The sequence below is a fragment of the Bradyrhizobium sp. AZCC 1610 genome (genome assembly GCF_036924515.1).
Classification (GTDB): domain Bacteria; phylum Pseudomonadota; class Alphaproteobacteria; order Rhizobiales; family Xanthobacteraceae; genus Bradyrhizobium.
In genome coordinates this window covers 1,841,396-1,853,030 of sequence record NZ_JAZHRR010000001.1, presented here as the reverse complement: position 1 = coordinate 1,853,030, position 11,635 = coordinate 1,841,396, and the positions used below count along the sequence as shown (strand labels likewise).

The following is an 11,635-nucleotide window of genomic DNA, read 5'->3' as shown; positions in this document are numbered from 1 at the left end:
AGCTCAGTGAAAATCCCGGGACGGCGGCAGGATGCGGACGTCGCGTGGGTGGCGGATTTTCTGCGGGGAATTTTCCGGGTGCTCGCGGCGGTCGTCGTTGAGCGGCTCGATCAGCGCGGGGCCAGCCGGGACCGGATGCTTGCGGCTCGGCGCATCATTGGCGAGGCCGATCAGGTCGTGGGAGCGGTCGAACATCCGCTGCGCTACCAGATGCGTCACCTCCTCCGGGCTGCTCTGGATATAGCCCTCGACCAGGATGAGGCGGGCGCCCATCACCTCTTTCCGGTACTGCTCCATCACCTTGGGCCACACCACGATATTGGCGATGCCGGTCTCATCCTCCAGCGTCATGAAGACGACGCCCTTGGCGCTGCCCGGCCGCTGCCGCACCAGCACCACGCCGGCGCAACTGATACGACGTTTGTCGTTTTTGTGGTTGACGTCCTTGCAGGCGACGACGCGCTCTCTCGTAAACCTCTCGCGCAAAAACTCCATCGGGTGGCCCTTCAGCGACAGCCGCACCGTCTGGTAATCGGCGACCACCTGCTCCGGCAGCGGCATCAGGGGCAGCGGTTTTGCATTCTCGTCGGGTTGCTCGCGGGCGATCGCCGCCTGAAACAGCGGTAGCGGCACGTCGTCGGGCAGCCGCCGCACCGCCCACAACGCGGCGCGGCGATCGAGCCCGATGGAGCGGAATGCATCGGCGTCGGCGAGCAGGATCAGCGCGCGTTTCGGCAGGCCGGTGTCGCGGGCGAACTCTTCCAGCGAGGTGAAGGGACGGCGTTTGCGCGCAGCGACGATGCGGTCGGCCCAGTCTTGCTCTTTCCCCACATTGTCATTCGCGCTACGCGCCCCCACGATGCGCAATTGCGCATCGGAGAATGACAGTTGAAGCTGCTTCAGCCGCTCCTCATCTTCATCAATCCAGCTAAATCCATCGATTTGTCGGAAGCCAAGTCTTACCGCACAGTATTTTCCCTCCCCCTCCTCCAGCGTGTTCTGCGCAAAGCTGTAGGACACGTCGATCTCGCGCACCTCGACGCCGTTCTTGCGGGCGTCGCCGACGATCTGCGCGGGCGCGTAAAAGCCCATCGGCTGCGAGTTGAGGAGACCGCAGCAGAAGGCATCCGGGTGGTAATGCTTCAGCCATGAAGAGATATAGACGAGCTGGGCAAAGCTTGCGGCGTGGCTTTCCGGAAAGCCGTAAGAGCCAAAGCCCTTGATCTTCTCAAAACAATTTTGGGCGAATTCAGGGGCGTAGCCACGCGCGATCATGTTGCCGATCATCTTGTCTTCGAACTTGCCGATGGTGCCGACATTGCGAAACGTCGCCATCGCGCGGCGCAGGCCGTTGGCTTCCTCGGGCGTAAACTTTGCAGCCTCGATCGCGATTCGCATCGCCTGCTCCTGGAACAGCGGCACGCCGAGCGTCTTGTGCAGCACCTTGTAAAGCTCGTCCGGTTCGCCATGCTCAGGCGCCGGCGAGGGATAGCTCACCTGCTCGATCTTGTTTCGCCGGCGCAGGTAAGGATGCACCATGTCGCCCTGGATCGGGCCGGGCCGCACGATCGCGACCTCGATGACGAGGTCGTAGAAGGTGCGCGGCTTCAGCCGCGGCAGCATGTTCATCTGTGCGCGGCTTTCGACCTGGAATACGCCGAGCGATTCACCCCGCTGCAGCATCTGATAAACTTCGTCGTCGTCTTGCGATTTGATGTCGGCCAGTTCGTAACGCTCGCCCTTGTGGTCGGCGATGAGATCAAAGCATTTGCGGATGCAGGTCAGCATGCCCAGCGCCAGCACGTCGACCTTCATCATGCTGAGCGCGTCGACGTCGTCCTTGTCCCATTCGATGAAGGTGCGGTCGTCCATCGCCGCGTTGCCGATCGGCACATAGGTATCGAGCCGGTCCTGCGTCAGCACATAGCCGCCGACATGCTGCGACAGATGGCGGGGAAATTCGATCAGCTCGGTGGCGAGTTCGACCGCAAGCTCGACCATCGCATTGGCAGGATCAAGTCCGGCCTGACGAACCTGCATCTCGTTGAGGCCCTTGCCCCAGCTTCCCCATACGGTATCGGCGAGCGCCGCGGTAACATCCTCCGTCAGCCCCAACGCCTTGCCGACATCGCGGATCGCGCTGCGCGGGCGATAGTGGATGACGGTGGCGATAACAGCGGCGCGGTGGCGGCCGTAGCGGCGGTAGACATATTGCATCACCTCCTCGCGCCGCGAATGTTCGAAATCGACGTCGATGTCGGGCGGCTCCAGCCGCTCCTTGGAAATGAAGCGCTCGAACAACAGATCGACCTTGGTCGGATCGACCGAGGTGATGCCGAGCACGTAGCAGACCGCCGAGTTGGCCGCCGATCCCCGGCCCTGGCACAGGATGTTCTGGCTGCGCGCATAATGGACGATGTCGTGCACGGTCAGAAAATAATGCGCGTATTTCAGCTCGGCGATCAATGCGAGCTCTTTCCGCAAGGTGGCGCGCAGCGTGTCAGAGATCACCCCGCCGAAATATTTGTCGACGCCGGCCCAGGTCAGGTCTTCGAGGTGCTGCTGCGCGGTCTTGCCCGGCGGCACCGGCTCGTCGGGATACTGGTATTTGAGCTGATCGAGCGAAAACGAAATGCGGCTGGCAAAGCGCATGGTTTCCGTAATCGCCTCGGGCAGGTCGCGGAACAGCCGCGCCATTTCGCGGGCCGGCTTCAGGTATCGCTCGGCATTGGCCTCCAGTCGCCTGCCGATCGCGTCGATCGTGGTCTTCTCTCTGATACAGGTCAGCACGTCCTGCAGCCGGCGGCGGGCGGGATGGTGGTACAGCACCTCGTTGGTCGCCAGCAGCGGCACTTTGGCGGCGAGCGCTAGACGATGCAGCCGCGCCAGCCGGCGCTTGTCGTCGCCGCGATAGAGCAGGCTTGCGGCAAGCCAGACGCCATTAGCGCGGCTATTCTTCAGCCGCGCCAGAATTGTTTGCGCCTCCGCGGCGTCGAAGCGATGCGGCAGCGTCAGTATCAGAAGCTGGTCCTCGGCGAATTCAAGCAGGTCATCGAACCTCAGATGGCATTCGCCCTTTTCGATCCGCTCGATGTCGTCGCCGCGCTTGCCGCGGGTCAGCAATTGGCAGAGCCGGCCGTAAGCGGCGCGGTCGCGCGGATAGACCAGAATGTCAGGCGTGCCGTCGATGAAGACCAGGCGCGCGCCGATCAGGAGTTTTGGCTTATGCGTGACCTCGGGATTGTCGAGTTCCTTGTACGCGCGCACCACGCCGGCCAGCGTGTTGTGATCGGCGATGCCGATGGCGGGAATGCCGAGCAGGCTTGCCTGATGCACATAGGCGCGCGGATCGGAGCCGCCGCGCAGGAACGAGAAATTGGTGGTGATGCCGATTTCGGCATAACCGGAAATGTTGGCAACGCCTTTCATGCGAACAGTCCGTGCACGAACCATCTGACCGGCGCGGGCTCGCCTTCCGCGTCAGCCGGTTCGCTTTCATAGAGCCCGTCGCGAAAGATCCAGAAGCGCAAACCCGCTTCATCCTCGATGCGGAAATAGTCCCGCGTCGGGCCATCGCCGTTTTGCTTCCACCATTCCATGGCGATGCGTTCGGGCCCTTCCACCCGCACCACCGCATGCGTCACACGGCGCCAGGTGAACTGATGCGGTGGGCCGTCGGGCACGGTTGCAAACGGCACTTTGATCGGCTCCGGCCTGTCGAACAGCCGCAGCGGCCGCAGCGGCGGCTCGCTCTCGATACGCTCCGGCCATGCCGCCTGCGCGGCGGCCGCCAGATGATGCTGTGCTGCTACGGCCATCACCGCGCGCTCGGGGATGTGGGTATCCTGCGGCAGGTGCACGACCACGCGCTTGCCGCCGATGCGCGCGGCGATGCGGTCGATCAGCGCAGACAGTTCGTCATTGTCATGAACATTGGCGTCGAGATCGCGCTGCTGCTGCACCACGATTTCGGTGCGGCTGGCGGATAACCGAATGAGATCGAAGCCGAAGCCGGGATCGAGGGGATCGTTGAGCGCATCGAGCCGCTCGCGAAACAGGCGATCGATCATATCAGTCTTTGTCACCGGCCGCCCGGTATCGACCGAGATCGTGCGCACCGCGCCGTCGGTGCGGAAAAAACTTGCTTCCAGCCGCCGAGCGCCCTTGCCCTGCTTGTCCATCGCCGTGACCAGCATGGCAGCGAGCGCGGACAGGTTCATCGCGATCACGGTGTCGGTGGCGACCGGTTCGGGAAAGCGTTTCTCGACGATGTAATCCGGCAGCGGTTTTCGGGGGCTGATCGGCGCATCGCCCTGCCCCAGCGCCTGCGCCAGCAAGGCCGTGAAATGAGCGCCGAACCGCGCCGTGATTTCGTGACGCCCGCGCGAAGCGACGTCGCCGATGGTCTTTAACCCCGCGCGGCGCAGGCCGCTGGTGATGGCGTCACCGGCGCCGAGCGCGGATACCGGCAGCGGGCTGACGGCCTCCGCCTCCTCGCCATCGGCAATGATTTGTCCCGAACTATGGCGCGTCAGCGTGCGGGCGCAGATCGAGGTACTCGCGATCGCAGCGCTAACGGCAAAGCCGCGCCGGCTCAGCGCGCCGCTCATGATCTGCAGCAGCGCGCGCTCGCCGCCGAACAGATGGGCGCAGCCGGTGATGTCGAGATAGAGCCCGTGCGGCGGATCGAGCGCCACCAGCGGTGTGAAGCGGTCGCACCAGTCGGCGATGTCTTCGAGCGTCTTGCGGTCGGCGACCTCGTCCGCATCGAATACCGTCAGCTCCGGGCAGATGGCGCGGGCATTGGCGAGCGGCAGGCCGATCGAGAGGCCGGCGCGGACGGCCAACTCATCAAGCGCATAAATCAGAATGGCGTTATGCTGCTTGGCGACGACGACGCTGGGGGGTTTATCCAGCTCTTCGTTGTCGCTCCCCACCTTGCGCTTGATGCGGTCGATGGGCAGGCGTGGCAGCCACAGGCTGAGGATACGCCGCCGGTTCGCTGAATAGGCACTCATCACATTTCCATTCCATGATCCACCGGCCGACCGGGCCATGACGGTTACGAACGAGTTGCGCGTCGAACACCGGCGCGCCCCACGCGCTCCACGGTGCTGACGGCGGCGAATGCGCCGCGCGCACGATCCATCGGGTCTCCGCCGTCGAGGGCCGCGGCTCCGCCGCCATCCGTAGCAGCAATGCGGTGACGCCGGAGGCTGCCGCGGCTAATGTAAGCTTGCGGCTGGCGACGAGATCGAGCTGACGCGCCTGCCCCCAGACTTCCAATACGACGGCGCCTAGCGCATCGCAGGCCAGCGCGTCGGCGGCGGTCCGCAACGCGGCGTCGGTATCCGGGGCGCGCACGGTCACGAGTAACCGCGGATCGAGCCCCAGCTCGCAAAGCCCGCTCATCGACAGCGCGCCGGATTCAATTTCCGAAAAATCCTGCCGCACCCAGACCAGCGGCCGGCGCGGCGATACCCTTCCCGCGAGGCCTGCGATGAATCCCGTGGCCGCCGCGCCCTGATGACCCTCGGCGAACACTTCATGCACCACTGCTGCCGCAAGACCGCCGCACAGCACAGCATCCGCTGCCGCATGGCCAAGCGCGACCTTGTTGAGGTCATGCGCATCGCCATGCGTCTCGATCCGCTCGATGCGCCCTCGCAAATTCGCAAGCGTGCTTGTGCGTGCGGTGCTCATGCGCCGCTCCTTAAGGAAATTTTGCCTTTACCGCTTTTTCCTAGTGAACCCGCGGCCGGCTCATTTGTTCATGATATGTTCTAATATAAAGCTAACCCGCCCGGCAGAGTCAATCGCGATCGACGCTTTGACGATTCATGAACGGAATCAAAGGGATTCAACGATGGCCGTGCAACGTAAGCTGGAAATCACGGCGGATGCCAACCTCGTACGATCGTCATTGCGAGCGAATGACGGGGAGCAGAGAAAATGCACCACATCACCCTCGACAGCGAAACCGATTTCGATGGCTGGCGCAAAGCTGCCCGCGCGCTGGCGCTGAACAATGTAAAACCCTCCGACGTGACCTGGCGCGTCGCGGAAGATGCGCCTGAACTGTTCGCGCCGGCGGCGCCGCCGCCGGAGGGCACCTTCAGCGTACCGGCCAGATTCGTCGAGTTGGCGCAGACCGCGATCCTGCACCGCAACCCCGAGCGGTTTGCCCTGCTCTATCGCCTGCTGTGGCGGCTGCGCGGCAACCATGACCTGCTCGACATCACGACCGATCCCGATGTGGCAGAGCTCGCCGCGATGGCGAGGGCCGTGCGCCGCGACGAGCACAAGATGCATGCCGTTGTCCGCTTCCGCGAAATCGGCCGCGAACAGAAGTCGCACTTCGTCGCCTGGTTCGAGCCGGAGCACCACATTGTCGAGCTCGCCGCGCCGTTCTTCGCGCGCCGTTTCGCCGACATGCCCTGGTCGATCCTGACGCCGGATGTCTGCGCGCATTGGGACGGCCATGTCGTCTCGATCACGCCAGGGGTCGCCAAGAGCGAGGCCCCGACGGCGGGCCGGCTGGAGGAAACCTGGCGTCGTTACTGCGCCAGCATCTTCAATCCGGCGCGGCTGAAGATGGAGATGCCGAGCCGAAGGAACTTGCCGCAGGCTTCGTCGGTTAAACCCTGGATCGACGGCCCCATGACCGCGAACGCCGAGACTGAACCGCGCACGCCGCAGGAACCTTTAATGGCCCGCAAACACGCCGACGCTATCGAAACCCTGCGCGAGGAAGCCGCCGATTGCCGCGCCTGCCCTCTCTACAAGAATGCCACCCAGACCGTGTTCGGCGAAGGCCGGCAAACGGCGCGGATCATGCTGGTCGGCGAGCAGCCCGGCGACAAGGAAGATCTTGCCGGCAAGCCGTTCGTCGGGCCTGCGGGACAGATGCTCGACCGCGCCCTGGAAGAGGCCGGGATCGACCGCCGCACAGTCTACGTCACCAATGCGGTCAAGCATTTCAAGTTCGTGCCGCGCGGCAAAATCCGCCTGCACCAGAAGCCGAATACGCCGGAGATCAAGGCGTGCCGGCAATGGTACGAACGGGAACTGGCTGCAATCCAACCCGAGCTGGTGGTGGCGATGGGCGCCACCGCGGCGCAAAGCGTGTTTGGGAAAATCACGCCGATCAACAAGAACCGGGGCCACCCGATCGATCTCGACGACGGCACCCGGGCGCTGGTGACAGTGCACCCGTCCTATCTGTTGCGACTGCCCGATGCCGATGCCAAGGCACGGGAATACCGGCGCTTCGTCGAGGACCTGATGATAGCGGCCGACCTGCTGCGAAGATCGGCGCACGCGGCCTGAATTGCCGGCAATCCGGCAGCCGCAATTTCTGGTGAAATATAACGGGAAAAATTGACAATCGCCCCCGCAACCATTAATTGATAGAAGACACAATCGCATTCTCAAGGGAATGTGGGACGTCTGGTCACGCCACGACGCTCCCATGCGGTCGACGCGCTGCGCGGTCCACGTCAGCCCCGGCGCCGTGCAGCGCGCGACCTTCTTCCTTGCGGGCGCCCACCTGCAGCGCATCGTCATCACCGTCGGCGAGAAGATCGGCAAGACGCATCTGACCTACGCGCAAGGCGCGTCCGCCGAACTGGTTGCCGCCTCCACGATCGGCGTCGCCGACGTGTTCGGCCTGCCGGTCTCCACCACCCACGTGCTCTCGTCCGGCGTCGCCGGCACGATGGCGGCCAACGGTTCGGGCCTGCAGATGGCGACCATTCGCAACCTCTTGATGGCATGGGTGCTGACGCTGCCGGCCGCAATCTGCCTGTCGGCCAGCCTCTACGTGCTGTTCTCGAATCTGCTCTGAGATTATCGGCGGGGCGGTCGGGTCGCTGCCATGTGCAGCCTCGACGGGTAGCAGGAGGCCGGAGCTAAACTCCGGCCATTCCGTTATCTGTAAGGTAGTCCCGACGCGATGACACCCAGTACCTTCGCAGTCATACCACGCAACCCGACACGCCGGAGTCGCCCATGACCAAAATGCCCCCCGACGACGCCATGCCGATCCACGAGCGCATTCATGCGGAGATGCTGGATAGTTTCGATGAGGAACTGGAACTTGAAATTGACGACGATCGCCTCGATGCGCTGACCAATGAATTCGCCGACCATACCGCGAAGGAGACCGTCGATCGGCGCGTCTATTTCAAGGAATTATTCCGCCTGCAGGGCGAACTGGTGAAACTACAGAGCTGGGTGCAGGACCATAAGCTCAAGGTGGTCGTGATTTTCGAGGGCCGCGATTCCGCTGGCAAGGGCGGCGTCATCAAGCGCATCACCCAGAGACTCAATCCCCGGGTCTGTCGTGTCGCGGCGCTTCCGGCGCCGAACGAGCGCGAGCGCACGCAGTGGTATTTCCAGCGTTACGTTTCGCATTTGCCGGCCGGCGGCGAGATCGTGCTGTTCGACCGTAGCTGGTACAACCGCGCCGGCGTCGAGCGCGTGATGGGCTTCTGCACCGAAGACGACGTCGAAGAATTCTTCCGGTCGGTACCGGAATTCGAGCGCATGCTGGTGCGCTCCGGAATCATCCTCATCAAGTACTGGTTTTCCATCACCGATGAACAGCAGCATCTGCGCTTCATGATGCGGATCCACGACCCGCTCAAGCAGTGGAAGCTCAGCCCGATGGATGTGGAATCGCGCAGACGCTGGGAGCAATACACCAAGGCCAAGGAAGCGATGCTGGAGCGTACCCACATTCCGGAAGCTCCCTGGTACCTGGTCGAAGCCGACGACAAGAAAAAGGCACGGCTGAACTGCATCGCGCATCTGCTCGAACAAATTCCCTACCAGGAAATCGAGCGCGAGCCGGTGGTACTACCGCCGCGGGTTCGCAACCCGGAATATAGCCGCGGGCCGATTCCGCCCGAAATGTACGTGCCAGCGCGCTACTGACCGCCGCCGGACCGTAGACGGTGGCGCCGGGACATGGCTGGATTTCTGCCATGTCTCGAATGTTCACCCGGGCCCTGAGGCGTCCTATCGGCATCTCAAGTCGCGGCTTAGCTGCAAATAAAGAAGGCTTGCACTGGGGATACTGGCCTTCCTTGATGTGCATTCGAACTTCACGTGCGATGGAAGTTCAAGAGAGGAGCGAGGCGCGCTACGCCGCCGCCAGCTTGTTCTCGACCAGCTTGATCCAGTACGAGGTGCCGTACACGATCGCCTCGTCATTGAAATCATAGGCGGGGTGATGGAGCCCTGCGCTGTCGCCGTTGCCGCAAAAGATAAAGGCGCCCGGCCGCGCCTCGAGCATATAGGAAAAATCTTCCGCGCCCATGAGCGGCGGCATCTCGTGAACGTTCTGGGCGCCGGCCACTTCCTTGGCCACTTGCGTGGCGAAGTCGGTTTGCTCGGCATGGTTTTTGGTCACGGGATAGCCGCGCTCGTAAGTGAGGTCGATCTTCGCCCCGGTCATCTGCGCCACGCCCGCGCACACCTCGCGGACCCGCTTCTCGACCATTTCGCGCACTTCCGGCGTCAAGGTACGCACGGTGCCCCTGAGTTCAGCGGTCTGCGGAATCACGTTGCGGGCGTTGCCGGCGTGGAACTCGCAGATCGAGATCACCGCGGAGTCCAGTGGATCGAGGGTCCGCGAGACGATCGATTGCAGGGCGGAAATGAGCTCAGAACCGACGAGCACGGAATCGATGCACTTGTTCGGGCGCGCGGCGTGGCCGCCGAGCCCTTCGATCTTGATGTCGATCGAGTCGGTCGCGGCCATCACCGGACCGGGACGGATGGCAAAGGAGCCGACCGGGATACCCGGGCCATTATGCATGCCGTAGACCTGCTCGATGCCGAACCGGTCCATCAGACCGTCCTTGATCATGGCGGCGGCGCCCGCACCGCCCTCCTCGGCCGGCTGAAAGATCACGACCGCGTCGCCGGCGAAATTCCTGGTCTCGGCGAGATATCGCGCTGCACCCAAAAGCATCGCGGTGTGGCCGTCATGGCCGCAGGCGTGCATCAGGCCCGGCGTCTTGGAGGCATGGGGCAGATGGGTCGCTTCCTCGATCGGCAGCGCATCCATGTCGGCGCGAAGCCCGATTACCCTGATCTCGCCATTGCCGGGCTGCTTGCCCTTGATGACACCGACGACGCCGGTGCGGCCGAGGCCGGTGGCCACCTCGTCGCAACCGAATTCGCGCAAGCGGTCCGCCACGAATGCTGCAGTGCGGTGAACGTCGTACAGCAATTCGGGATGTTCATGGATATCGCGGCGCCATGCCTGAATATCGGGTTGCAGATCGGCGACGCGGTTGACGATGGGCATGGGAATTCTCTGGTCTCGGGTTGGAACAGTATCATCTCTGTAGCATGCAAGCGGCGGTCCACCCAACACGCTGCTGCAGAGCCCCCATCCACCCGGGGAGCTTGGCCGACCAGGCTGGAAAGCCGGGTTACGCGGCCAGCGTGTTCTCGACCAGCTTGATCCAGTAGGAAGTGCCGAACACGATCGCCTCGTCGTTGAAATTGTAGGCGGGGTGATGCAGCCCCGCGCTGTCGCCGTTGCCGCAGAAGATCAGCGCACCCGGCCGCTGTTCCAGCATGAAGGCGAAATCCTCGCCAGCCATCAGCGGTGGCATCTCATGCACATTGGCATCGCCGGCGATTTCTCTGGCGGCCCGCGTCGCGACTTCCGTCTGGTGGATATGGTTGACCGTTACCGGATAGCCGTGGGTGTACTCCAGATCGATCCTGGCGCCCGTGATTAGCGCCACGCCGGCGACGACCTCGCGGACCCGCCTTTCCACCAGTTTCCGCACTTCGCCGTTCAGGGTACGGACGGTGCCCTTCAGCTCCGCGGTTTGCGGGATCACATTGCGGGCGTTGCCGGCGTGAAATTCGCACATCGAAATGACCGCCGATTCCAGCGGATCGACGCTGCGCGACACGATCGACTGCAGCGCCGTGATCAACTGCGCGCCGACAAGGACGGAATCGATGCATTTGTGCGGACGCGCGGCGTGGCCACCGAGCCCCTCGATCTTGATGACGACGGCATCGCCTCCGGCCATGATTGGACCGGGCCGAAGCGCGAACGCGCCGACCGGAATGCCCGGACCGTTATGCATGCCGTAGACCTGCTCGATACCGAAACGGTCCATCAGCCCGTCCATGATCATCGCAACCGCGCCCGCGCCGCCCTCCTCGGCCGGCTGGAAGATCACGACCGCATCGCCGGCGAAATTGCGGGTCTCGGCGAGATAGCGCGCAGCACCCAGCAGCATGGCGGTGTGGCCGTCATGGCCGCAGGCGTGCATCAAGCCCTTCGTCCTGGAAGCGTAAGGCAGATTGGTCACCTCCTCGATCGGCAGCGCGTCCATGTCCGCCCGCAGCCCGATGACCTTCACGTCACCCTTGCCGGCGGGCCTGCTGCCCTTGATGACGCCGACGACGCCGGTCCGGCCGAGACCGGTAATAACCTCGTCGCAGCCGAATTCCCGCAAACGGTCCGCCACCAATGCCGCAGTGCGGTGCACGTCGTAGAGCAGTTCCGGGTGTTCATGAATATCCCGGCGCCAGGCCTGGATGTCGGGTTGCAACTCGGCGACGCGATTGACGATGGGCATGGAGATAACAGGCTTTC

The 11,635-nt window shown here is 63.5% G+C and carries 7 protein-coding genes and 1 pseudogene; 3 read left to right on the top strand and 5 right to left on the bottom strand.

The window, feature by feature from the left end; translation table 11 throughout:
• Positions 1-3: 3 nt before the first annotated feature.
• From V1279_RS08865 to V1279_RS08855, 3 genes are read right to left on the bottom strand one after another with little or no spacing between them, the layout of a single operon-like run.
• Complete coding sequence (locus V1279_RS08865; RefSeq protein WP_334434424.1) at positions 4-3,429, bottom strand: error-prone DNA polymerase; 3,426 nt, start codon at positions 3,427-3,429, stop codon at positions 4-6.
• A complete protein-coding gene (locus V1279_RS08860) occupies positions 3,426-5,018 on the bottom strand; it encodes a Y-family DNA polymerase (RefSeq protein ID WP_334434422.1) in 1,593 nt (530 codons plus the stop codon). Before V1279_RS08860 ends, V1279_RS08865 begins: the two co-directional genes overlap by 4 nt.
• Positions 4,909-5,703: an ImuA family protein gene (locus tag V1279_RS08855; protein WP_334434420.1), complete on the bottom strand. Its 795-nt coding sequence runs from the start codon at positions 5,701-5,703 to the stop codon at positions 4,909-4,911. Before V1279_RS08855 ends, V1279_RS08860 begins: the two co-directional genes overlap by 110 nt.
• A 249-nt stretch (positions 5,704-5,952) precedes the next feature.
• On the opposite strand from V1279_RS08855, the gene V1279_RS08850 reads away from it, so the two are divergent.
• From V1279_RS08850 to ppk2, 3 genes and pseudogenes are all read left to right on the top strand, one after another.
• Positions 5,953-7,329, top strand: a complete 1,377-nt coding sequence (locus tag V1279_RS08850; protein ID WP_334434418.1) for a UdgX family uracil-DNA binding protein — start codon at positions 5,953-5,955, stop codon at positions 7,327-7,329.
• Between the two features lie 223 nt (positions 7,330-7,552).
• Positions 7,553-7,846 (top strand): annotated as a pseudogene (locus V1279_RS08845) (inorganic phosphate transporter); the annotation flags it as partial.
• Between the two features lie 173 nt (positions 7,847-8,019).
• Positions 8,020-8,937 carry a polyphosphate kinase 2 gene (gene ppk2, locus V1279_RS08840; protein WP_334446271.1) on the top strand — a complete coding sequence of 306 codons (918 nt, stop codon included), beginning with the start codon at positions 8,020-8,022 and terminating at the stop codon, positions 8,935-8,937.
• A 208-nt stretch (positions 8,938-9,145) separates the two neighbouring features.
• Here ppk2 and V1279_RS08835 read toward each other — a convergent pair whose 3' ends face one another.
• Positions 9,146-10,318, bottom strand: coding sequence for a M20 aminoacylase family protein (locus V1279_RS08835; protein WP_334434416.1), 1,173 nt, complete (start codon positions 10,316-10,318; stop codon positions 9,146-9,148).
• 127 nt (positions 10,319-10,445) lie between these two features.
• Positions 10,446-11,618: a M20 aminoacylase family protein gene (locus V1279_RS08830; protein ID WP_334434414.1), complete on the bottom strand. Its 1,173-nt coding sequence runs from the start codon at positions 11,616-11,618 to the stop codon at positions 10,446-10,448.
• Positions 11,619-11,635 lie beyond the last annotated feature (17 nt).

Excerpts from the sequence above, each read along its gene's own strand:
- V1279_RS08855 (WP_334434420.1), bottom strand. The coding sequence starts at position 5,703 with ATGAGCACCGCACGCACAAGCACGCTTGCGAATTTGCGAGGGCGCATC.
- ppk2 (WP_334446271.1), top strand. The coding sequence starts at position 8,020 with ATGCCCCCCGACGACGCCATGCCGATCCACGAGCGCATTCATGCGGAG.
- V1279_RS08850 (WP_334434418.1), top strand. The coding sequence starts at position 5,953 with ATGCACCACATCACCCTCGACAGCGAAACCGATTTCGATGGCTGGCGC.
- V1279_RS08835 (WP_334434416.1), bottom strand. The coding sequence starts at position 10,318 with ATGCCCATCGTCAACCGCGTCGCCGATCTGCAACCCGATATTCAGGCA.
- V1279_RS08860 (WP_334434422.1), bottom strand. The coding sequence starts at position 5,018 with ATGAGTGCCTATTCAGCGAACCGGCGGCGTATCCTCAGCCTGTGGCTG.
- V1279_RS08865 (WP_334434424.1), bottom strand. The coding sequence starts at position 3,429 with ATGAAAGGCGTTGCCAACATTTCCGGTTATGCCGAAATCGGCATCACC.
- V1279_RS08830 (WP_334434414.1), bottom strand. The coding sequence starts at position 11,618 with ATGCCCATCGTCAATCGCGTCGCCGAGTTGCAACCCGACATCCAGGCC.